Here is a 24,151-nt window from a genome sequence, read left to right on the forward strand (position 1 = left end):
GATTTGGTTTTGCAGTGGTTCATCCATCCCGGCTCCTATGGACCTGGACGCAAGGACTCCTGGGCAAGATGTGGCTTGATCCTCCCCCACAACCCAAGAATTCCATCCGGTGAGACGAAGACGATCACCAGGAACACCAGGCCGATCAGCGTGTTGAAGCGCTCGGCGCCGACAATGTCGATGGCGAAGGTCTGCATCAGGACGACGACGACCGCGCCGAGGAACGGCCCGATCGGGTGGCGCAGGCCGCCGATGACGGCAATGATCAGCACGTCGATCGCGGCATCGACGCCGATGGTACCGGGCGAGACGCGGCCGTTGAACCAAACCAGCAGCACGCCCGCCAGTCCGGCGATGACACCGGCGAGCAGCCAGGCGAAGACCTTGTGCGCGGTGACATGGTACCCCAGCGCGCGCATGCGGCGCGGATTGTCACGGATCGCCTGCAAGGTCATGCCGAAGGTTGAGCGCGAGCCGTAAAGCACCGCCGCATAAGACAGCGCCGCCAGGCCGAGGCAGAGATAGTAGAATGGCCTGGGATCGCGCCAGTTGACGCCCCAGAAGACCGGCGCACGAATGCCGGCGTAGCCGGAATGGCCGTTGAAGATGGCGTAGTTCTGTTGCGCGAAGTAGAAGGTCGCGGTGGCGATCGCCAGCGTGATCATGATCGTGTAGATGCCCTCGGTGCGCACCGAGATCCAGCCGATGAGCGCCGACGCCAAGGCCGCCGCGAGAACCGCGAACGGAACCGCGAGCCACCACGGCCAGCCGAAACCGAGAATGCTGGAATTGTTGTTGCCAAGGATGGCGATGGCATAGGCCGCTATGCCGGCGACGGTGATCTGCGCCAGGCTGACCATGCCGCCATAGCCGGCGAGCAGCATCAGCGACAGGCCCAGCATGCCGAAGATCAGCGAATAGCCGCCGATCTGCGTCAGAAAGAAATCGGACGCCACCAACGGATATAGCACCAGCGCGAGGGCAAGGATGATGTGGCCGGCGCCGAGCTTCTCCAGCCAGTTCTGCTGCGGCGTGGCGCCGGTGGTGGCGACGGCCAGACTCATCGTGCCTTCCCCATGATGCCTTGCGGCCGCACCGCCAGCGTCACCACCATGATGACGAAGGTCAGCACGATGCCATAGGTCGGGAAGTAGACGAGGCCGATCTGCTCGGCCAGGCCGATCAGCAGCGCGCCGATGGCGGCACCGGTGATCGAGCCCATGCCGCCGACGATGACGACCACCAGCGAGGCCAGGAGATAGCGGACATCCTCGCCGGGCGCGACCGACAGCGCCGAGCCACCGACGACGCCGGCAAAGCCGGCAAGGCCGGCGCCGACGGCAAAGACGATGGCGAAGACCGCATGCACATTGACGCCGGAGGCCTGCAACATGGCGCGGTCGTCGACGCCGGCGCGGATCATCATGCCGACGCGGGTCTTGTGCAGCATCAGCCAAAGACCGACGCCGATGACGATCGCCGCCGCCAGCACCACGACGCGGTAGAGCGGATAGGTGAGGAAGACCGAGGCGCCGTTGGAGCGCACCGCCGTGATAACGGGCAAGGTCAATGCGCCATCGAGCCATTCGGGCGTGGTGATCTGGTAAGTGCCACCGGCCCACACCGCCAGCATCAGGTCGGCGGCCACGATCGAGATGCCAATCGAGACAAGGGTCTGGCGAAGATCGTCGCCCTCCAGCCGACGGAAAACGAAGACCTGCATGACGACACCGACGATGGCCAGCACCGCGAAGCCGGCGGCGACGCCGAGCAGCCAGTAGCCGGTGCGGTTGGTGACTTCGTAGCCGATATAGGCGCCAAGCAGATAGAGCGAGCCATGTGCCAGATTGACGTTGCGCATCAGGCCGAAGATCAGCGTGAAGCCGCTGGCAACGAGGAAATAGAGGCCGGCCAGGGTGATGCCGTTGAGGATGGCGCTGACGAAGGCCTTCTTCGAGATCAGGATGGCGTTCAGCCAATCCGGCCAGACCGCGAAGACCAGCCATGCGACGACAGCGGCGGCGAGCAGGCCAACGAGGCCCCATGCCTGCCGACCTGTCATGCCGCCGCTCTCGGAGAGCGTCTGAGATGGCTGGTCGAGCAGGCTCATGCCGTCAGCCGCCGGCGCTGCTCGTTCATGCGCGGCGCCTTGTGGAACTTGCCGTCCTTCATGATGGCGAGGATGCGGTTCTTGTCCTGCAGGATGCGCACGTCAGAGATCGGATCGCCGTCGATCAAGAGAAGGTCGGCAAGGTAGCCTTCCCTGATCATGCCGAGCTCGTCGCCCATGTTCATGATCTGACCGCCATATTTGGTGCCGGCCAGGATCGCCTCCATCGGCGAGAAGCCCAGCATCTCGACGAAGGTCTGGATGTCCTTGGCGTTGGTGCCTTGCGGCGTCCAGGCAAAGCCATAGTCGCCGCCGATGCAGACGCGGATGCCGCGCCGGTGCATCTTCTTCATCGTCTCGATGCACATTTCGAGTTCGCGCTCGTATTCGAGCGACAGCGGCGAGCCCGGCTTGATGCCCCATTGCTCGGCGTGACGGGCTGTGTTGATCAGCCAGGCGATGCCCGGCGCGACGAAGTGCTTGTCCTTGGCCGCTTCGAGCATGTCGAGCGCTTCCTCGTCGGCGAAGGAGGCATGATAGATGTTCTGGATGCCGTGGCGGATGCACTGTTTGACCGAGCCCGACGAACGCGCATGCGCCGACAGCACCTTGTTGCGGCAGCGCGCCTCGGAGGCGGCCATGGCGACCTCCTCTTCCGACATCGGCGTCTCCTCAGCGCCCATGCCGGTGATGCTCTCGCCGGACAGGTTGAGTTTTATCGAATCGACGCCGTATTTGATCAGCTGGCGCACGGTGCGACGGATTTCCTCCGGTCCCGAGACGACGAGCCCAAGGTTCAGCCCCTCATGTGGGATGTGCGACGGCGCGGAATCGCCGAGGCCGCCGACCGTGGTGATTTCCGGACCCGCCGCGAGGTAGCGCGGTCCCGGAAAGCGGCCCTGGTTGATGAATTTCTTGGCGACGACATCGAGACGCGGCTTCGCGGCGGCGGCACCCCGGCCGGCGGTGAAGCCGGCGTCGAGCACCAGCTTGGCCATCTCCATGGTGACCAGCATGTGCTCTTCGATTTCCATCATCTGGATGGGGTCGATGCCGGGCGCGTTGTTCCAGGACAGATGCAGATGCGCGTCGATCATGCCCGGCATCAGTGTCGCGCCCATACCGTCGATGACGGTTGCACCTCCTGCCGCGCCACCGCTGTAGGAGGACGACGAGGACGAGTTGAAACGCGATGAGCCCTTGGTGATCTGCTTGATGCGGTTCCCCTGCACCAGCACCTCACCGGTGTATGGATATTCACCTGATGCGTCGAGCACGCGCACATTGGTGAACAGCGTGCTGCCCGAACCGTTGCCGTTCCAGCTGTCGTCTGCCATCACAAGCCTCCCAACTTGCCGAGCGCATGAGTTTACGCCCGATCAGAAATCCTCACCTATCAACCCGTCTCAAAAAATCGGCGAGCTTCTGGCTGCTTTCGCGCGGGTTTTCCACCGTGGCCCAGTGCCCGCACCGATCCAGCGACGAGAATACGGCGCCCTTGATCTTGTCGGCAAGCGCCTGGGCGACCCCTGGCGGATTGACCGTGTCGGCGTCGCCGGTGACCAGCAATGTCGGCGCCGAGATCCTGCGCGCATCGACGGCGGTCGCCTTGGCCAGAGCCTCGCAGGTACGGGCGTAGGATTCGGGATCCTGACGCGTGATCGATTCCCGCACGAAGGCCACGGCCGCCGGCGAGGTTTCCCTTGTGTGGGCGGAAATCGCGTTGGCGACGATCTGGTCGGCGATATCGGCAATGCCGCCCGAGCGCGCCAGACGCGCCCGGTTGGCGAGCCCTTGCCGTGTTGCTTCCGCCGGTTCCGCCAGGGCGCCGAACAGCGCCAGCGATGTGACCAGCGACGGCTGCGCCGCGGCGATCTGCTGGCAAACGATAGTGCCCATCGAATGGCCAACGAAGTGCGCGGCAGCAACCCCCATACCGGCCATGGCGCGGATCACGGCCTCGCTCATCCCTTCGACGGTCAGCGGCTCGATCGGGCGCGGCGAGCGGCCGGAGCCCGGCAGGTCGAGCCGGATGACGCGATAGGCGGAAAGCGCCGCCATCTGCGGCTGAAACATGTTCGAGGTGCCGCCAAGGCCATGGATCATCACCACGGCAGCGCCCTCGCCGACAACTTCCGCAACCACCTGACCAACCGTGACCGTGGTCATTGCGCGTGCTCCGCGAAGCGGTTTTCCAGCGTGCCGATGCCATCGATCTCGATGCGCACGACGTCACCGGCCTTGAGGTATTTCGGCGGGTCGAAACCGATGCCGACCCCGACAGGGGTGCCGGTGGCGATGATGTCGCCGGGCTTCAGCGTGATGCCTTGCGACAGTGTGGCGATGATGGTCGGGATGTCGAAGATGAGCAGCGATATGCGGGAATTCTGGCGCAGATCCTCGTTGACGAAACACCGGATGCCGGCGGTTGCCAGGTCGAGTTCGTCCCTGGTCACCGCCCATGGTCCCATGGGGCAGAACGTGTCTTGCGACTTGCCGATCAGCCACTGGCTGTATCTGCCCTGCAGATCACGGGCCGTGACGTCGTTGACGATCGTGTAGCCCCAGACATGGTCGAGCGCATTCTCCTTCGATATGCCGCGCCCGCTCTTGCCGATGATGACGGCCAGTTCCGCCTCATAGTCGATGGCGGTCGAGACCGATGGATCGATCAACACGCTGGCATGGTTGGCGACGACCGATTCAGGAACCTTGGAAAAGATGATCGGATGCTTCGGGATCGCGCCGGCGCCGGCGCTGGAATCGAAGCCGCTGCGGGCGAATTCATGCGCGTGCTCGTGATAGTTCTTGCCGACGCAGAAGATGTTGCGGCGCGGTTGCGGGATAGGCGCTTCGATTTCCACCTGCGCCAGCGGAATGGGCGACAGGGTACGCGGCATGCCGGCGCCGTTGCGCTCGATCAAAGCCAGAATGCCTGATTTGGCCTGGTCGACGGAAAAATCAAAAGGCGCGATTGTCTGGGCGTCAAGATCGACAAGCCCCACGCGGCGCTCCCCGGCGATCGAAAAAGTCGCGACCCGCATCCAGATCCTCCCTGAACCAATATTGAGCCAATTATTCGCTCTTTTGTTACACGCTATCGCCGATTGGTTTAGCCCGCAAGAGGAATCTGGGTTGGTCGTACCAAAAAGGATTTGATTGCCAACCGCACCGCTTCACAGGATATCGACCGCTGCCATGCGATGGACGGCGGTACTTGAAGCTGCTATCAATGGTTCAGTATCGGATCAGATAAAAGTGACCGGACATGCCCAAGCTTGTCGCCAGCGATATCGCCACCGCGCTGAAGAAGCGGATTTCTTCCGGCGAATGGATCGAGAGTGGCCGCATGCCGCCGGAACGCGACCTGGCGAGCGAATTCGGCGTGGCGCGCAACACGGTGCGCCGTGCCGTCTCCTTCCTTGAGGACGATGGCACCGTGGTGCGGCATGTCGGACGCGGCACATTCCTGACCGCCACCAATCCTGGTTCGATGGCGGCGGTTGTCGGCCGGATGGAAGGCACCAGCCCGGCCGACATGATGGAGATCAGGCAGCTGCTTGAGCCGGCGGCGGCGGCCTTCGCCGCCACCAACGCCAGCGCCATGGAACTCAACGCGGTGCGCGAGGCGCACAAGATCGCTTCGGAGTCGCAGGACATGCCGACCTTCGAGCATTGGGATGCGGAATTTCACCACCGCATCTTCGCCTGCTCGCGCAACGACTTCCTCAAGGAGATCCACAATCTGATGCGCATCCTGCGCAATCAGGCGCCATGGTTCGAAATGAAAAAGCGCTCCTTTTCCGAAGAACGCCGCGGCATCTATTGCAGCGAGCACCAGATCGTTCTCGATGCGCTGCTGCGCCGCGACCCGGAGAGCGCCAGCCAGGCCATGCTGGCGCATCTGAGAACCGTCGAGCGCAACCTGCTGGGCCGGTAAATCCGCGCACCGCTATCCTCAATAGGGCAGGCCGACATAGTTCTCGGCGAGCGCGGTCGACGCGGCACGCGAGTGCACGAGGTAGTCGAGTTCCGCCTCCTGGATGCGCTGGCCGAAGTCGCCGGTATCGGGAAAGCGGTGCAGCATGGTCGTCATCCACCAGGAAAAGCGCACCGCCTTCCAGACCCGCGCCAACGCCTTGGCGGAATAGACATCGAGACCCGCTTCGGACTTTCCTTGATAGAAGTCCCGAAACCCGTCGAAGAGATAGCGCACGTCGCTGGCGGCGAGGTTAAGGCCCTTGGCACCGGTCGGCGGCACGATGTGAGCAGCATCGCCGACCAGGAACAGCCGGCCGAAGCGCATTGGCTCGGCAACGAAAGAGCGCAGCGGCGCGATCGACTTTTCGAAGGAAGGCCCGGTGGTGACGCTGGCGGCCGTCTGTTCCGGCAAGCGGCGGCGCAGCTCGTCCCAAAAGCGATCGTCCGACCAGGCTTCGACACGGTCACCCTCGGGGCACTGCACATAGTAGCGGCTGCGATGCGTCGAGCGCATCGAGCACAGTGCAAAGCCCCGCTCGTGATTGGCGTAGACCAGTTCGCGATCTGCCGGCGGCACTTCGGCCAGCACGCCGAGCCAGCCGAACGGATATTGCCGCTCGAACGTTTTCAGCGCCCGCTCCGGCACCGATCCGCGGCTGACGCCACGATAGCCATCGCAGCCGGCAATGAAGTCGCAATCCATGCGATGCGTAATGCCGTCCTTGTCGTAGGTGACGAATGGTGCGGCACCGCCGAAATCATGTAGCGCCACATCCGACGCCTCGTAGACGGTGACCAGGCCGGCCGCGTCGCGCCTGTCCATCAAATCATGCGTCACTTCGGTCTGGCCGTAGACCGTGACATGCCTGCCACCGGTGAGTTCGGCGAGATCGATGCGGTGCAGTCGCCCGTCAAAGGCGAGCGAGATGCCGGAATGCGGCAAGCCTTCGGAATGCAGCCTTGCGGCAGCACCGGCCTCCCCAAGCAGATCGACCGTGCCCTGTTCGAGCACCCCTGCCCGCACGCGGCCAAGCACATGGTCGCGGCTCGAGCGTTCCAGGATGACGGTCTCGACACCGATGCCGGCCAGAAGTTGTCCAAGCAGCAGGCCGGAGGGTCCCGAGCCGACGATGACGACCTGCGTGCGCATCAGTGGCCGAGACTTTCGATCCGTGCGGCGAGTTCGGCGGCAAGGCGCAGCGATGCCGCGGTTGCGACCACCATCTGCGGCAGCAGCAGCCATTCCAGCGTCCATGCCGCGCCCGAACGTTCCTGCTCATGCACCAGAGCCTGATGCATGCCGGAAAGCTGGGTGGCGTTGAAGCGGGCCAGCGCCACCAACGCTTCGGCCTTCACTGGGTTCTGCTTGTGCGGCATGGCCGACGAGCCGCCACCGCCGGAAAGCGCGATGTCAGCGCCGCCCTGCGCCATCAGGGCGATGTCCTGGCCGAACTTGCCGAGGCTGCCGGTCAGTAGCGACAGCCAGCCGGCGAAATCAGCGAGCGCGTCGCGCTGGCTGTGCCATTGCGGCGCATCGCCAAGGCCGAGTTTTGCGGCAAGCGCCGCGCGCACTGCCGGCCCCTTCTCGCCAAGCTTTTCCAGCGTGCCGGCGGCGCCGCCGAACTGCACGACCAGCAAACGTCTCGACTGTTCAGACAATCTTTCCCGGTGCCGCTGCAGCGGCCCGCGCCAGGCGTTCACGCGATCAGCTACTTGAATAGGGATCGCGGGCTGCATGCGGGTCATGCCGGTCAGCGCCCTGCCCCCAAAGCGCTCCTCGAGCGACGTGAGGCGCAAAACGGTCTCGGTCAGGAGCAGGCTGAGATGGTCGACGACGGATTTCAGTCGAAGCACCAAGCCAGTGTCGATGACATCCTGGCTTGTGGCACCGAAATGCACCTTGTCGCCATGCGGCTCGCCAACCGTCTCTCTCAGCTGGCGCACCAACTCCGGCACGATGACGCCGTCCCTGGCGGCAGCGGCGCGCAGCAAGGTCGTGTCCGGCCGGAACGAGGCCAGCACCGACAGGATGGCTGCCGCCGCGTCGTTGGTTATGACCCTGTTTTCGGCTTCCGCTTCCGCCAGCGCGCTCTCGAACGCCAGCATCGCCTCTATTTCCGCCTCGACAGAGAAATGCCTCGCCGCCTCCTCGTCGCCGAGAAAGGCGGAAAGCAATGGATGGTCGAAGGGCGATATGGTCATATCGCGGATCTCCTAGCTGTCGAAGAAGACCGTTTCCTTCTCCCCCTGGAGATGGACATCGAAGACGTAGGTGTCGCCCTGGCGCTCGGCGATCAGCGTCGGCACGCGGACGCGGTGCTCGATACGCGCCAGGATCGGATCGCCGGCATTGGCTTCTTCCTCATCGGAGAAATACAGCCTTGTGTGCAGACCGAGATTGATGCCGCGCGCGACGATCCACAGCGTGATGTGCGGTGCCATCAGGCGGCCATCGCGGAACGGCACGCGGCCGGGCTTGATCGTCTCGAATGCGCAGACGCCGGTGTCCATGTCGGTCGGACAACGGCCCCAGCCGAAGAAGTTCGGATCGGCGGCACCGCGCAATTCGGCCGGCGAATTGTAGAGCCCGTCCGCGTCCGCCTGCCAGATCTCGATCAAAGCGTCCTTGAGCGGCGTCCCGGTGCCGTCAAGCACCCGGATGCGCAGGCCGATGCGCTCGCCTTTTGTCTTGTCGTTGACCATGGTCGCGCCGAGATCGGTCGCATAGACGCCACCGATGTCGCAGAAATTCGGCGTCAGCCCGATATGGACGTAGGGTCCGGCTGTCTGCGAAGGGCTCTCCTTCAGGCTGTCGAGCGACTGGGTCATCAATTGCCCTCCAGCCGGTTTTCGAACAGCGACGAGCGGCGCCCGCGCAGCACGATATCGAACTTGTAGGCGAGCGCATCCATCGGGATCGTCGCCTGCGTGTCGAGGACGGCCGTCAGCGCCTCGATAGCCGCCTTGTCGGCGATGCCGCGAACGATCGGGCATTTCCAGATCAGCGGGTCGCCCTCGAAATACATCTGCGTGATCAGCCGCTGCGCAAAGCCATGGCCAAAAACCGAAAAATGGATATGCGCCGGGCGCCAGTCATTGGGGCCGTTCGGCCAGGGATAGGGCCCGGGCTTGACGGTGCGGAAGGCATAGCCACCATCCTCGCCTGAAATGGTGCGGCCGCAGCCGCCGAAATTCGGATCGAGCGGCGCCAGGTAGCCATCCCTCTTGTGGCGGTAGCGGCCGCCGGCATTGGCCTGCCAGAATTCCAGCAGCACGCCACGCACACCAACGCCGCGTTCGTCAAGCACGCGCCCATGGACGATGATGCGCTCGCCGATGGCGCTCTCGCCCGGCCTGGCGAAATTATGGATCAGGTCGTTGTCGAACTCGCCCAGCATGGCGTGGCCGAAGACAGGTCCCGCTATTTCCGACAGCGTGTTGTCGAAGGACAAAAGCGCCTTCTGCGGCGACCGCAGCACCGAACTCTTGTAGCCCGGCGTCAGCGCCGGCGGGTGCCATGTCCGGTCGCGCTGGAAGAAGGCGCCGGTCTCGGGCCTCCGGTTCGAGCCGGACTCAGCGGGCATTGTTGGCTCCGTCCATCTCCGAAAACACGTCCTTGGCGATCTTGAAGGCACGGTTGGCAGCCGGCACACCGGCATAGATGGCGACATGCAGGAACGCCTCGCAGATGTCGTCGCGCGTGGCACCGGTGTTGGCGGTGGCGCGCACATGCATGGCCACTTCCTCATCATGGCCGAGCGCGGCCAGCAGCGCCAGCGTGACGATCGAACGCTCGCGCCTGGTGAAGCCCGGCCGCGCCCACACCGTCCCCCAGGCGGCCTCGGTGATCAGTTCCTGAAACGGCCGGTCGAAATCGGTGGCCGCGACCTCGGCCCGATCGACGTGGCGGTCGCCGAGCACCGACCGTCGGACGGCAAGGCCTGTCCGATATCTTGCCGTGTTGCCGGGGACTTCATCCATGGGTTTCTCCAGGGGCAAGCGATGCGACAAAACCGCGGATCAGCGCGACCAGCGCCTGCGGCTGCTCGATGCACGGAATGTGCCCGGCGCTACGGATGATTTCGAAACGTGCGCCGGGGATCAGATCCGCCAGAGAGCGGACAAGATCGGGGGGCGTCGAGCCGTCCTGGTCGCCGACAACGCAGAGCGTCGGTACAGCGATGCGGCGCGCGCTCTCGGTGAAATCGGCGTCGCGGACAGCCTTGCATGTCCCGATATAGCCTGGCAGCGCCTGCCTGGTCAGCATGTTGCGGCAACCGGCAAGGTCGGCGGGGCGCCCGACATGGAAATCCGGCGTGAACCACACTTTCATCACGCCATCGGCGATCGCCTCGATGCCGTAGCGCTCCACGACCGCAATGCGGCTGTTCCAGCTTTCGGCGGTACCGATCTTGTGGGCGGTGTCGCTGAGGATCAGGCCCTCGATGCTTTCAGGACGGCGGATATGCAGTCCCTGCGCCACCATGCCGCCGACCGACAGGCCAAACAGCACGACCTTGTTGAAACCGAAGTGGTCGATGAGGGCGTTCAGATCGTCGACATGGTCGTTCATCGAGTGGACGCCGGTGCCGATGTCGGAGAGGCCGTGGCCGCGCTTGTCATAGACGAGCAGCGGCATCTCGCCGGCCAGAAGCGCAACGACCTCATCCCAGATCCGCAGATCGGTGCCGAGCGAATTGATGAACACAACCGGGGGCGTCTTGCCGTCCGCCTCGACATATCGGTGGTGCAGCGTGATGCCGCCAACAGTGACGAATGGCACGATTTCGATCCTCCATCTCCACATTGCACGCCGCATTTGGTTCGGTAAAATGATATTTTGCGCCGTTTCATTAACTCAGGGGTTATCAAATTCATGCCCGGCAGCCGCATCCGGTTCCGTCACCTGCAAGCATTCCTGGAGGTCGCCCGGCAGGGCAGCGTGGCCCGCGCCGCCGACCTCCTGCATGTCAGCGCGCCGGCGGTGACCAAGACCCTGCGTGAACTGGAAGAGGCGCTCGGCATCGCCGTGGTCGAGCGCGACGGGCGCGGCATCCGGGTCACCAGGCTTGGCGAAATCTTCCTGGACCATGCCGGCTCGGCGATATCGGCGTTGAAACGCGGCATCGATTCCGTTCGCCAGGACGGCACCATCAATCGCCACCCGATCCGCATCGGCGCGCTGCCGACGGTTTCAGCGAAGGTCATGCCACAAGCCATGAGCCTGTTCCTCAAGGAGAACACCGGGGCTGCGATCAAGATCGTCACCGGCGAGAACGCCGTGCTGCTCGAGCAGTTGCGCACCGGCGCGCTCGATCTCGTCGTCGGTCGGCTGGCGGCGCCCGAAAACATGACCGGTTTCTTCTTCGAGCACCTCTACTCGGAACAGGTGCTGTTCGTCGTGCGGGCCGGGCATCCACTGCTGGAACCGGGAGCGGATATCTTCGCCAGGCTCGACGAATTCCCGGTGCTGATGCCGACCCGGGAATCCGTCATCCGTCCCTTTGTCGATCGCCTCTTCATCACCAATGGCATGACCGCGCCGGCAACCGAGATCGAGACGGTCTCGGATTCCTTCGGGCGTTCCTTCATGCGGCAGAGCAATGCGGTGTGGATCATCTCGGCCGGCGTGGTCGCCAACGAGCTCGCGAGCCGTGCCTTCGTCGCCTTGCCGGTCGACACTGCGGAAACCAAGGGGCCGGTCGGCCTGACGATGCGCACCGATACCGCGCCCTCGCTCGCCTTCACGATGCTGCTGCAGACCATTCGCGAAGCCGCAAGGCCGGGCGCCTGACCCGTCGGCGCGTTCATGCATCGACCGATGCGGCATCCGCGCGGCCATGTCGTGCCGGGCTCGCTGCAAGGCAGCCAAGCTTGTCGCCGGCGGCAAGGTCAGACAGCCAGTGACGGCGTGAAGCGAACGCTGGCGGATCTCGTCTGCCCAGATGCCAGCATCATGCAGCCGGTGCTGTTGTCCTCGTCGTTCACGCGGTTGAAGGCATCGGTGATGTTGCTGACCGGCTCGGCGCAAAAGAACGGCTTACCCGGCGGCGTATAGAGGACGAGGAAATCGAGCGGTGCCTCGGCCTCCATGTCCAATTGCCGCCCATGCTCCGGCCAGGAGATCCGGGCACGGCGCGTCCATCCGGTGAAAACCGTGTCGAACTCCACCTCCGATACATCAAAGCCAATCGACGGATCGGCCCCCGCCGGCGGCGGGACGTGACGGACAGGCAGGATCTCCGCGTCGGTTTCCCACATGCCGCACACCCACGCCTGGACATGCGTCCAACGTGTCGACGGGAAATAGGGATGGAGGCCGAAGCCAGCCGGCATCGGCGCGTCCGACAGGTTGCGCACGGCAATGGTCATGCAAAGCGCACCGTCAGCCAGCGTGATCTCCTGCTCGGCTTCATAGCTCCATGGCCAGGAATCGGCGGCGTGGCGATAGCGCAGGACAATCGTGCTGGCTTCGTGCCTCACGACCGTCCAAGGGTGGCGCCAGCCATGACCGTGCTCATGGTGCGGGTCCTCCGGCCGACTAGGCAGTTGGACCGTGCGACCCGCGAATTCGAAACGGCCGCCCCTTATGCGATTGGAATAGGGGACGAGCGGGAAGCAGGCCATGGCGCCTGCATCGCGACGGCTGATCGCCAGCGGATCCGCCGGGCGTAGCCAATCCACGACAAAGCCATCTTGCCACCACCGATACGACGCCACGGCGCCGCCGGCAGCAGGAGCAATGTCGACAGTCGCGATGCCGTCACTGATCGAGACCAGTTCGGTGTGCTGCGCGGCAACGGCAGCGGAATTCTTTGTCATCGGCACTCCCCCATCCCTTGACTCTGATCGCCATGGCTATAAGACATATCATATGAATAGTATGAAGAATAAGAAATCTTTCAGCACGGCGCGTACGTCACGGGTTGCCGTCGCGGTTTCCAGCGGCTCCACCGCGCTGCACGCGACCGTCGTCGAGCAGATCGGTTTGCGCATCGTCCAGGGCGACTTCCTGCCTGGCGAGGCCCTGCCCAATGCGGACGATTCCAGCGAGATGCTGGGCGTCAGCCGCACGGTATTGCGCGAGGCGATCAAGGTGCTGGCCGGCAAGGGACTGGTCGAATCGCGGCCGAAGACCGGCACACGCGTGCGTCCCCGCTCCGACTGGAATTTCCTCGACCCCGATGTGCTGTCATGGCGCTATGCCGGCGGCATCAGCACCGACGATGTGCGCGCGCTGTTCGAATTGCGCCGCGCCATCGAGCCGATGTCGGCCGCACTCGCCGCCCAGCGCGCCAACCCGGCGCAGATCGCCGAGATCCAGGCCGCACTCGCCGAAATGGAAGCGTTGAGCGACGATGGCGACCGCTTCGCCAAGCCCGATCTGGTGTTCCATCAGACCATCCTGCGCATGACCGGCAATGAGCTGATCGGCTCGCTGGCCGCACTGGTCGAAACCGCGTTGGTGATGAGCTTTCGCCTCTCCAACGACAATCCGGATGGACAGCGCCATTCCTTGCCGCTGCATCGCGAGGTCGCCGAGAAGATCGCCGCCGGCGACGCGCTCGGTGCGCAGAAAGCGTTGCTGGTGCTCATCGACAATGCCGAGGACGATGTGCGCCGCAGCGTCGAGAACCGCAACAAACGCCGCAACGATCGGGGCCAGCAATCGTGACCGACACCAAACGCAAACTGCGGTCCGAAGCCTGGTTCGGCGGTGAAGGCAAGAACGCCTTCATGCACCGCAGCTGGATGAAGAACCAAGGCATCCCGGCAGACGCCTTCGACGGCCGCCCGGTGATCGGCATCTGCAACACCTGGTCGGAATTGACCCCGTGCAACGCGCATCTGCGCGCCTTGGCCGATCACGTCAAGCGCGGCGTCTATGAGGCCGGGGGGCTGCCGCTGGAGTTTCCGGTGATGTCGCTGGGCGAGAGCAACATGCGCCCGACCGCCATGCTGTTTCGCAATCTAGTAAGCATGGACGTCGAGGAATCCATTCGCGGCAATCCCATCGACGGCGTGATCCTGCTGGTCGGTTGCGACAAGACCACGCCGGCGCTGCTGATGGGGGCTGCCTCATGCAACCTGCCGACCATCACCGTCTCCGGCGGGCCTATGCTCAACGGCAAGTTCCGCGGACAAGACATCGGCTCCGGCACGCATGTGTGGAAATTCGCCGAGGAGGTCAAGGCCGGCCGCATGCCGGTCGCCGACTTCCTCGCCGCCGAGCAAGGCCAGAGCCGGTCGGCGGGCAGCTGCATGACGATGGGCACGGCCTCGACCATGGCCAGCATGGTGGAAGCACTCGGCATCGGCATGCCGGACAATGCCGCGATTCCGGCGGTGGATTCGCGCCGCGGCGTGCTTGCCCAACTGGCCGGACGCCAGATCGTTGAGCTTGTTCGCCGCGACGTGACGATAGCGCAGATCCTCACCAGGCAAGCGTTCGAGAATGCCATCCGCGTCAATGGCGCGATCGGCGGTTCGACCAATGCGGTGCTGCACCTGATCGCCATCGCCAACCGGGTTGGTGTCGATCTCAGCCTCGAGGACTGGGACCGTCTTGGCCGCGACGTTCCGACGATTGTCGATCTGATGCCGTCGGGCCGATTCCTGATGGAAGACTTCTACTATGCCGGGGGGCTAGCTGCGGTCATGGCGTCGCTTGATGAAGTGGGGCTTCTTCATCGCGACGTCATGACCGTCAGCGACAAGACGATCGGTGAATTGATCGACGGCGCGCCCAACTACAACCGCGAGGTCATCCGTCCGCTGAGCGAGCCGCTGACCGAACAGGGCGGCATCTCGATCCTGCGCGGCAATCTGGCGCCCAACGGGGCGGTCATCAAGCCGTCCGCGGCGACGCCCGAGCTGATGCAGCATCGCGGCAAGGCCGTCGTCTTCGAGAACATCGAGCACTACTACGCCCGCATCGACGATCCGGAACTGGATATCGACGCCTCTTCGGTGATGGTGCTGAAGAACTGCGGACCGCGCGGCTATCCCGGCATGGCCGAGGTCGGCAACATGCCGCTGCCGGCCAAGCTGCTCAAGCAGGGCGTCTCCGACATGGTGCGCATTTCGGACGCACGCATGAGCGGCACGGCCTACGGCACCGTCGTGCTGCATGTGGCGCCTGAAGCGGCGGCAGGTGGCGCGCTGGCACTGGTGCGCGACGGCGATCTCATCGAGCTCGACGTTGCCGGCCGCCGTCTGGAATTGCTGGTATCGGACGAGGAACTGGCGATCCGCCGCCGCGACTGGAAGCCCCCGGCGCCGCCCGAAGGCGGTTACCAGAGCCTCTATGTCGAGCGCGTTCTGCAGGCCGACAAGGGCTGCGATTTCGACTTTCTCGTCGGCCGGCGCGATGCCGGCATCCCCCGGCATTCCCACTAGAGGCGCGCGATGACGGATCCAATCGGCAGCTACGCGACCTATCCAAGCCTCAAGGGCCGCAGCGTCTTCATCACCGGCGGCGGCAGCGGCATCGGTGAAAGCCTGGTGCGCCATTTCTGCGCGCAAGGCAGCCGTGTGGCTTTCGTCGATCTGGCCGAGGAACCGTCCCGGCGGCTCGTCGATGCGATCGCGGCCGAAGGACATAGCGCGCCGCTGTTCATTCCGTGCGACCTGCGCAATGTCGAAGAGCTGCAGGCGGCCACCACGCAGGCAGCGCGGCACAATGGCCCGATCCAGGCGCTTTGCAACAATGCCGGCAATGACGACCGGCATCAGACCAAGGACGTCACGGTCGCCTATTGGGACGACCGCATGGCGGTCAATCTGCGCCACCAGTTCTTCGCGGCGCAGGCGGTGCGCCCGCAGATGAGTGCGCAGGGCGGCGGCTCGATCATCAATTTCGGTTCCATCACCTGGATGGTCGGCGATCCCGATTGCCCGGCCTATGTCACCGCCAAAGCCGCTGTCTACGGCATGACGCGGGCGCTGGCCCGTGAACTCGGCCCCGAGCGCATCCGCGTCAACTGCATGGTGCCTGGCTGGGTCATGACCGAGCGCCAGATGCGGCTGTGGCTGAACCCGGCCGGCGAGCGCCAGATCGCGGAAAGGCAGTGCCTGCCGGATCGGCTGCAGCCCTCCGATATCGCGCGCATGGCGCTGTTCCTCGCCGCCGACGACAGCCGCATGTGCACGAGCCAGCAGTTCATCGTCGATGCGGGTTGGGTGTAACCCGCACGGCTCCAAGGGAAGAAGGGTATTTCATGCGTCTTGTTCAGTTCAGAATGCCGGATGGCAGCAGGCGGGTCGGTCGTGTCTCCGATGACGGCAATCACCTGCATCCGCTCGAAAAGACCGCCAGCGTGCTGGACCTCGCCGAAGCGGCGATCGCCGAGGGTGCGTCCATCGCCTCGCTGGTCGAAAAGCGGACGGGCGCCGCGACAATCGACTATGACGAGCTGTTGCGCGATGGCCGCGTGCTCGCCCCGCTGGACCACCCGGAGCCGGCGCGGTTTCTGGTCACCGGCACCGGCCTGACCCATACCGGAAGTGCCGCCGCGCGCAACCAGATGCATGTTCTGACCCATGGCGAAGGCGCCGAGGAATCCGATTCCTTGAAAATCTTCCGCATGGGGTTGGAGGGCGGCAAGCCCGGCGCCGGCAAGATCGGCATCCAGCCCGAGTGGTTCTTCAAGGGGGTCGGCACCTGCATTGTGCCGCCTGGCGCACCGCTGCCGATGCCGGCATTCGCGAAAGCCGGAGCAGAGGAAGCCGAGATTGTCGGGCTTTACCTGAATGGTCCGGACGGCCATCCCCATCGCATCGGCTATGCGCTCGGAAACGAATATTCCGACCACGTGACGGAGGGCGAGAACTATCTCTACCTCGCGCATTCCAAGCTGCGCTCCTGCTCGATCGGCCCCGAACTGCTGATCGGCGAGTTGCCGAACGAAGTGCGCGGCTATTCCCGCATCCTGCGCGACGGCACCGTCATCTGGGAGCAGGAATTCCTGTCGGGCGAGGCGCACATGTCGCACTCGATCGCCAACCTCGAACATTTCCATTTCCGCTACCCGATGCACCGCAGGCCGGGCGACCTGCACGCCTATTTCTTCGGGGCGGCGGTGATGAGCTACGCCTCCGGCGTCAAGACGGCCTCCGGCGACGAGTACGAAATCCAGGCACAGACATTCGGCAAGCCGCTCCGCAACCGAATGGTGTCGGTGCCGGACGAGGGGCTGGTCACCGTCACCCAGCTGTGACGGCAAAAGTCCGACAACTACGGTCCACCAGAACGACAATGGGAGATTAAAAATGGGACTGAAGAAAGCGTTTCTAAAACTGGCGACAATCGGGCTCGGCATCGGCCTGATGACATCGGCCGCACTGGCCGCGAACCTGCGGGTTCTGGCCTGGGACGGCTACGCCGACCCGGACTGGGTGAAGGACTTCACGGCCGCCACCGGCATCGGTGTCGATGTCGTCTTCATCGGCAGCGACGACGAGATCTGGGCCAAGATCAAGGGCAGCGAAGGGCAGGATTTCGATGTCTTCGCCGTCAACACCGCCCAGCTGCAGCGCTACATCAAGGCCGATCTGGTGTCGCCGATCGACATCACCAAGCTGCCCAACCAGAAAGAAGTGCTGCCGCGCTTCCGTGATCTGTCGCAGGTCAGCGGCGACACCAAGGACGGCAAGGTCTACGGCATTCCCTTCTGCTTCGATTCCATCGGACTGATCTACGACACCGACAAGGTCAAGCCGGCGCCGACTTCGATGTCGGTGCTCTGGGATCCGGCCTACAAGGGCAAGATCCTGGCCTATGACAATGGCGAACACAATTTCTCGTTCACCGCACTGACGCTCGGCTACAAGGATCCGTTCAACCTCAATGAGGAGCAGATGGCGGCGGTCAAGGCCAAGCTGGTCGAGCTCAAGCGCAATGTGCTGAGCTTCTACACCACCGCCGACGAGGCGCAGCAGATCTACCAGAACAATGACGTTGCCCTGATCTGGGCCAACTACGGCCAGCAGCAGGTCAAGGCACTGCAGAAGATCGGCGCCCACGTCGCCTACATCAATCCAAGCGAGGGCGCGCTGGCCTGGCTGGACAACTGGGTGATCTCCAAGGGCGTCCGCGACAATGCGGCGGCCGAGAAGTGGATCGACTTCATGCTGACGAAGAAGGTCAGCGGCGAGCTTTCCGAGCGCACCGGCTTCGGCAACACCGTGGTCGAGTCGAGCAGCGCCGGCAGCAACGACAAGCTGGTCTGGCTCAACAATGTCGAGGACCCGCTCAAGCGCTCGGATCTGTGGAACGAGGTCAAGGCGACGCCCTGATCCTTTCCGCGCCTGATTTCGAAGGACCCGGCGGTCCGGGCGTTCCGGACCGCCGCAGCGTATGCGAGACCATATCATGAACCAGAACACCGACCTGCTGACGCTGAGGTCCGTCTCGAAATCCTACGGCACGGTTCCCGTGCTGCACGACATCGACCTGTCGATCAAGGACGGTGAGTTCCTGACCGTGCTCGGGCCTTCGGGTTCGGGCAAGACGACAGTCCTGCGGCTGATCGGCGGGCTGGAGCCTCTGACGTCGGGCGAGATCCGCCTCGACGGCCAGGACATCAGCCGCATGCCGATCAACAAGCGGCCGTTCAACACCGTGTTCCAGGATTATGCGCTGTTCCCGCACATGACGGTTTCCGGCAATGTCGGCTACGGCCTTTCGGTGCGCCATGTCCAACGCAAGGAGATCGCGCGCCGTGTCGCGGAGGCACTGGAACTGGTGCAGCTCGGGCGTTTCTCCGATCGCTTCCCGGCACAGCTTTCCGGGGGCCAGCGCCAGCGCGTCGCCCTCGCCCGCGCGCTGATCTGCCAGCCGCGCCTGATCCTGCTCGACGAGCCGCTCGCGGCACTCGACCTCGAATTGCGCCGGCAGATGCAGGAGTTCCTGAAATCCATCCAGCGCGAGATCAAGACCACCTTCCTGTTCGTCACCCATGACCAGGAGGAGGCGATCGGCATGGCCGACCGGATCTGCGTCATGCAGGCGGGGCATATCCGCCAGCTCGGCACGCCGCACGACCTCTACTACAAGCCGAATTGCGAGTTCGTGGCGCGCTTCTTCGGCGAGAACAATCTGGTGGCGGGGAAACTCGGTCCCGTCCAGGGCGACCTGCGATCGATCGAGACCGCGCTTGGGCGCCTTGTCTGTTCGATCAGCGGTCAGCCGCATTTGCAAGCCGCGCCAGATGGCGCCGCCGCCTTCGCGGCGTTCCGTCCCGAAGCCTTGCATCTTGCCGACGCCAAGGACAGTGGCAACCGCTTTTCCGGCACCATCGCGGACCTGGCCTTTGCCGGCTCGTCAACCGTCGCCACGATCACCTCGGGTGCCGACAATGCCGCGCAACGCCTACGGCTGCGCCTGCCGAGCCGGATCGGCGGCAGCGCGCTGAAATCCGGCGAAACGGTCTCGCTCTGCTTTGCGCCGCATGAAGGCCATCTGGTGCTGGCATGAGCGCGACCGCCTCGACCCCGGAAAGGCGTTTGTCGCTGCTGGTGACGGTGCTGGCCTTCGCCTTGCCTGTCATCTTCGTGCTCGTGCCGCTGGCGATCTTCCTGGTCTACAGCTTCTTCAGCGTCGACCAGGGCACGATCGTCTACGCGCCGACGCTCGGCAATTATGTCAGGTTCTTCACCGACCCGATCTTCCTGCCGGTGTTCTGGAACACCATCGTGCTGTGCTTGTCGGTGGCTGTCATCTGCATCCTGCTCGCCTATCCCGCCGCCTATTTCCTTACGACGCTGAAAGGACGGTGGCGCTACGCCCTGCTGATGCTGCTGCTGGTGCCGCTGCTGATGAGCTACGTCATCAAGATCTACGCGATCCGCAGCATCCTCGGCCTCAACGGCTTCCTCAACAAGGCGCTGGTGGCGCTCGGCATATTGCAGCAGCCGTCGACGCTTTTCGTTTTCAACATGAACGCCATCCTGCTGACGCTGAGCCTGCTTTTGATACCCTTCGCCATCCTGCCGATCTTCCTGTCGCTGGAGCGTATTCCCCAGACCTTGCTGCGCGCTTCCGACGATCTCGGCGCGAGCGGCCTGCAGACCTTCCTGCGCATCACCTTGCCGCTCAGCCTGCCCGGCGTCGCCTCGGCGGCGAGCTTCGTCTTCGTGCTGGCGATCGGCGACTTCCTGACGCCGCAGATGGTCGGCGGGATCAGCGGCTTCACATTCGGGCGCATCCTCTACAGCCAGTTCGGCACGGCCTATAACTGGCCGTTCGGCGCGGCACTGTCGGTGGCGCTGGCAATCGTGGTGATCTGCGCCATCCTCATGGGCGAACGGTTCGGACGCAACCGGGGGACGTCGATATGAGCGCCCTGCCCCGGCCCTCCACCATCTTCCTGGCCGCGATCACAACGCTGGTCGCGGTATTGCTCTACAGCCCGCTGTTCGTGCCGATCGTGTCGTCTTTCTTCACCATCTCGCATGGCGATGTCGACTGGTCGTCGCCCACCCTCTCGACCTATCGGGCGCTGGCCGGGAACGACGACATCCTGGCTGCCCTGCGCACCACGTTGATCGTCGGCGTCTGTACCGTCATCCTCTCGGTGGTCAGCGGAACGCTGCTGGCGCTGTACTATCACGGCCGCCGTTCGGGACGCTCGGTCCTGCAGTTCATTATCTTCATGCCCTTCCTGATGCCGCCGATCATCAGCGGCCTGGCGCTGCTGATCTTCTTCCGCGAGATCGGCCTCGAGCGCTCGCTGCTGACGGTCGTCATCGGCCATACGGTCTTCGTGCTGGCGATCGTCTACCGCACCGTGCTGATGCGCCTGCAGTCGATGAGCCGCACGCTGGTCGAAGCGTCCTACGACCTCGGCGCCACCGGTTGGCAGACCTTCTGGCGCATCATCCTGCCGAACCTGTCGAGCGCGATGGTCGGCGGCGCCATCCTGGCCTTCGCGCTATCCTTCGACGAGACAATGATCACCATCCTGGTCACCGGTACGCAAAGCACGCTGCCGGTCAGGCTGTGGGCAATGATGCGGCTAGGCTTCTCACCCGACATCAATGCGCTGGTGGCGCTGATCCTGATGTTCACCGTGCTGCTCTGCGTGCTCGCCGCCCGCTTCCTGATCCCCAGGCAGATGGCGACGGAACGGACCTGAGTTATCGAACACGCATCATCGTGCGAAGTCCGTCGGATCGAGATCGAAGACACGCCCCCGGTTTAGAATGTTCTTCGGATCGAGCGCCATCTTCAGCCGCCGCATCGTGGCGATCTCGGTGTCGCTGCGAACCAGATGCAGCCACTGCTTCTTGTCTAGGCCGATGCCGTGCTCGGCCGAAACGCCACCGCCCGCCACCGCCACGCCGCAATAGACGATGCCGTAGGCCGCCGCCGGATCGACAGTGCGCACCTGATAATGCAGATTGCCATCACCTAGATGGCCGAAGACATAGATGTCGGCGTTGGGGTCAAAGGCGCGGATCGCGGTCTCAGCTTCTTGCAGGAACGCCCCCATCCGTGCCAGCGGGATGCTGATGTCGACGCCGATCAGGCCTCTGATCGAAAACAGGACGCGATTGGCGTCCTCCCGCACGTCCCATAGCGCCCGGAATTCGCGCGGCGACTGAGAGACCACGACATCGTCGACCACGCCGTCCTCGACCGCCTGCATCAGCACTTCGGCGAAGCGCTCGCTGTCGCGTTCGGGCTCGCTGCCCTGGATCTCGGCCAGCACATAGACCGGTGAGCCGGCCGGCAACGGCGCCGACATCGCCATGCTGCCAACCATGACGTCATAGAGCGGCGCGAAGTTGACCTCATAGGCGGACAATAAAGGGCCGAGCTTTTGCCGCAGCAGCCCAAGCAGGGCGATCGCCGCATCGAGCGAAGCGAGCGCGCAGAAGGCGTTCACCTCGGAGGCCGGCTTCGGGTGCAGCCTGAGCGCGGCGCGTGTGACGACGCCGAGCGTCCCTTCCGCGCCGATGAAGAGCTGGCCGAGGTCGTAGCCGGAATTGTCCTTGGGCAGCCCCTTCAACGAGGACAGCACGCTGCCGTCGGCAAGCACGGCCTCCAGCCCCAGCACCTGCGCGCGGTACATGCCGTAGCGCAGCACACGGATGCCGCCGGCATTGGTGGCGATGTTGCCGCCGACCGTGGCCGAACCGCGCGCGCCGATATCGACGCCGAACATGAGCCCGGCACCATCGGCCGCCTCCTGCACCGCCTGCAGCGTGGCACCGGCTTCGGCGATGATGGTGGCGGCTTGAGCGTCCGGCGCGGCGAGGCCGCTCATGCGTTCCAGCGACAGCACGATCTCGCCCGGCTGGACACGCGTGCCGCCGGCCAGCCCGGTGCGTCCGCCCTGGACGACCACCGGCTGGCCGAGAGCGTTGCACCCGGCGAGTGCCGCCGCGACACCGACGGTGTCGCGCGGACGCAGCACCACTTCGGGCAGCACGCCAAGCTTGCCGTCTGGATCGTCGCGATAGCGTTGTTCGACATCGGAGCCGGCAAGCACGCCGCCCTCGCCCAGCCGATCGCCGAGCGCGGAGAGAAGTCGTTCCGTTTCAGGCGACATCGGGATCAGGCGCTTGCGTGGCGAAGCGCAGCGTCTGCATCCATTGATCGCACGGCCCGATGAGTCTTCGATCCGACACGCTCGCCATCCTTCAATTACCGCCAGCCGATCCTATTCTTGATCGCTTGCCGTGCAAGCGATATCGGCCTGCCCCCAGGCGATGCCGGCATCAAGTCGCGACAAGATGCGATTGATGCCGGAAGCAGTGTTTCAGCTTACTGGAGCTTCGCCTGCAGCGCGTTGACGTCGTCGGTGGTCATTTCGCCATCGGTCGTCACCTTGCCGTCGACGATCTTCCACAGCCGGAACGGGCCGGTGATGTCGCCATATTTGTCGAAGGCGACCGGGCCGATGACGCCTTCGTAGCGGATCGGTTTGCCGTCCTTGATCAGGCCGAGCGCCTTGGCGAACTCCTCCTTGCCGGCAAAGATCGGCGTGCCGGCCGGGTCGACCGCCTTGTACATGGCATCCTTGATCTTTGCCGGATCCTCGGAGCCGGCAATGGCGATGGCCAGCCCGACGATGGCGCCGGCATCATAGGAGCGGTCGGCCGCCGGATTCGACGGCTCGATGCCGGAGAATGCCTTGTAGTTCTTGGTGAAATATTCGGTCGATGCGGTCGGGCTGGTTCCCGACGACGTGCCATAGGCGTCCTTCAGATAGTCCGCGCCGACAGACTCGATGAAATCAGGGCTGTTCATGCCGTCATTGAGCAGGAATTTCTGCACGCCGCCCTGCGAAATCCAGGTGCGGGCTACGGTTGCGCCGTCGACCGGCGTGCTGACGAGATAGAGCCCGTCCGGCTCGCCGGCCATCGCCGCCGTCACTTCCGAGGCATAGCTCGACTGCTTCTCGTTGTAGGGCGTGTCGGAGACGATGGTGCCGCCGAGCGCTTTGTAGGCGCGCGAGAATTCGGCCACCATGTTGACGCCGAAGTCGTTGTTGACGTGGATGATCGACAGCTTCTTGAAACCCTTGTCGATGGCGTATTTGGCGGCGGCGACGCCCTGCAGCGCATCCGAGGTGATGGTGCGGAAGAAGATGCCGTTGGTCTTGCCGTCGCGGCCGAGCGCGGTCAGCGTCGGCGAAGAGGATGCCGGCGAAACCTGGACGATCTTGGCCGGTGCGGTGACCGAGGTCAGGATCGGGATCGACACCGAGGAGATGATACCGCCGATGATGACCGGCACTTTCTTGACTTGAACCAGCTGGGTTGCGGCGTCGACCGCGATATTGCCCTGGCTCTGGCTATCGCGCGTATCGGTCGCGAGGTCGCAGCCGCGGACACCGCCGGCTTCGTTGATGTCGCGGAAGGCCATTTCGACCGACTTGGCACCGGCCTGGCCGTATTCGCCGGCCGGGCCGGTCAACTCCATGACGAGGCCGACGGTGATCTTGCAATCGGCGGCCTGCGCGGCACCCGCGATTGTGACGAGAGCGAGCGCGGTGGTGAGTTGGAGTATCGTCTTTCTCATTGTTGTTCCCCTTGAGTTGTCAGGCAATA

At 64.2% G+C, this 24,151-nt stretch carries 24 protein-coding genes; 10 read left to right on the plus strand and 14 right to left on the minus strand.

The genetic code is table 11. From position 1 onward, the window contains the following. Positions 1-35: 35 nt before the first annotated feature. From AC07UC_RS28405 to AC07UC_RS28425, 5 genes are read right to left on the minus strand one after another with little or no spacing between them, the layout of a single operon-like run. The gene (locus AC07UC_RS28405; RefSeq protein WP_494908147.1) at positions 36-1,064 is read right to left on the minus strand and encodes a branched-chain amino acid ABC transporter permease; all 1,029 of its coding nucleotides are present in this window, start codon (positions 1,062-1,064) and stop codon (positions 36-38) included. Beyond that, entirely contained in the window at positions 1,061-2,062 is a 1,002-nt protein-coding gene (locus AC07UC_RS28410) for a branched-chain amino acid ABC transporter permease (RefSeq protein WP_056565707.1), read from the minus strand. Before AC07UC_RS28410 ends, AC07UC_RS28405 begins: the two co-directional genes overlap by 4 nt. A gap of 44 nt (positions 2,063-2,106) precedes the next feature. After that, positions 2,107-3,447, minus strand: a complete 1,341-nt coding sequence (locus AC07UC_RS28415; protein ID WP_494908148.1) for a metal-dependent hydrolase family protein — start codon at positions 3,445-3,447, stop codon at positions 2,107-2,109. A 52-nt stretch (positions 3,448-3,499) separates the two neighbouring features. Next, positions 3,500-4,279: an alpha/beta fold hydrolase gene (locus AC07UC_RS28420; protein ID WP_140769295.1), complete on the minus strand. Its 780-nt coding sequence runs from the start codon at positions 4,277-4,279 to the stop codon at positions 3,500-3,502. Further along, positions 4,276-5,154, minus strand: coding sequence for a fumarylacetoacetate hydrolase family protein (locus AC07UC_RS28425; protein WP_140769296.1), 879 nt, complete (start codon positions 5,152-5,154; stop codon positions 4,276-4,278). Before AC07UC_RS28425 ends, AC07UC_RS28420 begins: the two co-directional genes overlap by 4 nt. A gap of 224 nt (positions 5,155-5,378) precedes the next feature. On the opposite strand from AC07UC_RS28425, the gene AC07UC_RS28430 reads away from it, so the two are divergent. Continuing rightward, positions 5,379-6,050, plus strand: a complete 672-nt coding sequence (locus AC07UC_RS28430; RefSeq protein ID WP_494908149.1) for a FadR/GntR family transcriptional regulator — start codon at positions 5,379-5,381, stop codon at positions 6,048-6,050. A gap of 18 nt (positions 6,051-6,068) precedes the next feature. Here the strand turns inward: AC07UC_RS28430 and pobA are convergent, their stop codons facing one another. The 6 genes from pobA to pcaD are packed head-to-tail and all read right to left on the minus strand — an operon-like array spanning position 6,069 to position 10,874. Continuing rightward, positions 6,069-7,241, minus strand: a complete 1,173-nt coding sequence (pobA, locus tag AC07UC_RS28435) for a 4-hydroxybenzoate 3-monooxygenase (protein WP_494908150.1) — start codon at positions 7,239-7,241, stop codon at positions 6,069-6,071. Next, complete coding sequence (locus AC07UC_RS28440; RefSeq protein ID WP_494908151.1) at positions 7,241-8,293, minus strand: 3-carboxy-cis,cis-muconate cycloisomerase; 1,053 nt, start codon at positions 8,291-8,293, stop codon at positions 7,241-7,243. The genes pobA and AC07UC_RS28440 overlap by 1 nt, the downstream gene beginning before the upstream one ends. A 12-nt stretch (positions 8,294-8,305) precedes the next feature. Continuing rightward, positions 8,306-8,920, minus strand: coding sequence for a protocatechuate 3,4-dioxygenase subunit alpha (gene pcaG, locus AC07UC_RS28445; protein ID WP_494908153.1), 615 nt, complete (start codon positions 8,918-8,920; stop codon positions 8,306-8,308). Further along, on the minus strand, positions 8,920-9,675 hold the full coding sequence (gene pcaH / locus AC07UC_RS28450) for a protocatechuate 3,4-dioxygenase subunit beta (protein ID WP_494908154.1): 756 nt from the start codon (positions 9,673-9,675) through the stop codon (positions 8,920-8,922). Before pcaH ends, pcaG begins: the two co-directional genes overlap by 1 nt. Then, positions 9,665-10,072: a 4-carboxymuconolactone decarboxylase gene (gene pcaC / locus AC07UC_RS28455; protein ID WP_140769307.1), complete on the minus strand. Its 408-nt coding sequence runs from the start codon at positions 10,070-10,072 to the stop codon at positions 9,665-9,667. The genes pcaH and pcaC overlap by 11 nt, the downstream gene beginning before the upstream one ends. Next, on the minus strand, positions 10,065-10,874 hold the full coding sequence (gene pcaD / locus AC07UC_RS28460) for a 3-oxoadipate enol-lactonase (RefSeq protein ID WP_494908155.1): 810 nt from the start codon (positions 10,872-10,874) through the stop codon (positions 10,065-10,067). The genes pcaC and pcaD overlap by 8 nt, the downstream gene beginning before the upstream one ends. A gap of 93 nt (positions 10,875-10,967) precedes the next feature. Here pcaD and pcaQ point away from each other — a divergent pair, with 93 nt between their 5' ends. Further along, positions 10,968-11,885: a pca operon transcription factor PcaQ gene (pcaQ, locus tag AC07UC_RS28465; RefSeq protein ID WP_494908156.1), complete on the plus strand. Its 918-nt coding sequence runs from the start codon at positions 10,968-10,970 to the stop codon at positions 11,883-11,885. A 98-nt stretch (positions 11,886-11,983) separates the two neighbouring features. Here pcaQ and AC07UC_RS28470 read toward each other — a convergent pair whose 3' ends face one another. Further along, the gene (locus AC07UC_RS28470; protein ID WP_494908157.1) at positions 11,984-12,913 is read right to left on the minus strand and encodes an aldose 1-epimerase; all 930 of its coding nucleotides are present in this window, start codon (positions 12,911-12,913) and stop codon (positions 11,984-11,986) included. Between the two features lie 61 nt (positions 12,914-12,974). Here AC07UC_RS28470 and AC07UC_RS28475 point away from each other — a divergent pair, with 61 nt between their 5' ends. From AC07UC_RS28475 to AC07UC_RS28510, 8 genes are all read left to right on the plus strand, one after another. After that, on the plus strand, positions 12,975-13,766 hold the full coding sequence (locus AC07UC_RS28475) for a FadR/GntR family transcriptional regulator (protein WP_202323510.1): 792 nt from the start codon (positions 12,975-12,977) through the stop codon (positions 13,764-13,766). After that, on the plus strand, positions 13,763-15,490 hold the full coding sequence (locus tag AC07UC_RS28480; RefSeq protein ID WP_202323511.1) for an IlvD/Edd family dehydratase: 1,728 nt from the start codon (positions 13,763-13,765) through the stop codon (positions 15,488-15,490). Before AC07UC_RS28475 ends, AC07UC_RS28480 begins: the two co-directional genes overlap by 4 nt. Positions 15,491-15,499: 9 nt before the next feature. Continuing rightward, positions 15,500-16,279: an SDR family NAD(P)-dependent oxidoreductase gene (locus AC07UC_RS28485; protein ID WP_494908159.1), complete on the plus strand. Its 780-nt coding sequence runs from the start codon at positions 15,500-15,502 to the stop codon at positions 16,277-16,279. 32 nt (positions 16,280-16,311) lie between these two features. After that, positions 16,312-17,310: an AraD1 family protein gene (gene araD1, locus AC07UC_RS28490; protein ID WP_494908160.1), complete on the plus strand. Its 999-nt coding sequence runs from the start codon at positions 16,312-16,314 to the stop codon at positions 17,308-17,310. Positions 17,311-17,362: 52 nt separating this feature from the next. Then, positions 17,363-18,388, plus strand: a complete 1,026-nt coding sequence (locus tag AC07UC_RS28495) for an ABC transporter substrate-binding protein (protein WP_494908162.1) — start codon at positions 17,363-17,365, stop codon at positions 18,386-18,388. Positions 18,389-18,464: 76 nt separating this feature from the next. Then, the gene (locus AC07UC_RS28500) at positions 18,465-19,568 is read left to right on the plus strand and encodes an ABC transporter ATP-binding protein (RefSeq protein WP_494908163.1); all 1,104 of its coding nucleotides are present in this window, start codon (positions 18,465-18,467) and stop codon (positions 19,566-19,568) included. Beyond that, positions 19,565-20,431, plus strand: coding sequence for an ABC transporter permease (locus AC07UC_RS28505; RefSeq protein ID WP_494908164.1), 867 nt, complete (start codon positions 19,565-19,567; stop codon positions 20,429-20,431). Before AC07UC_RS28500 ends, AC07UC_RS28505 begins: the two co-directional genes overlap by 4 nt. After that, on the plus strand, positions 20,428-21,228 hold the full coding sequence (locus tag AC07UC_RS28510) for an ABC transporter permease (RefSeq protein WP_494908165.1): 801 nt from the start codon (positions 20,428-20,430) through the stop codon (positions 21,226-21,228). Before AC07UC_RS28505 ends, AC07UC_RS28510 begins: the two co-directional genes overlap by 4 nt. 15 nt (positions 21,229-21,243) lie before the next feature. Here AC07UC_RS28510 and AC07UC_RS28515 read toward each other — a convergent pair whose 3' ends face one another. Beyond that, the gene (locus tag AC07UC_RS28515) at positions 21,244-22,647 is read right to left on the minus strand and encodes an FAD-binding oxidoreductase (protein WP_494908166.1); all 1,404 of its coding nucleotides are present in this window, start codon (positions 22,645-22,647) and stop codon (positions 21,244-21,246) included. Between the two features lie 215 nt (positions 22,648-22,862). Further along, entirely contained in the window at positions 22,863-24,122 is a 1,260-nt protein-coding gene (locus tag AC07UC_RS28520) for an ABC transporter substrate-binding protein (RefSeq protein WP_202323516.1), read from the minus strand. Between the last annotated feature and the right edge of the window lie 29 nt (positions 24,123-24,151).

Source organism: Mesorhizobium sp. GW821-FHT04C10 (assembly GCF_059420305.1).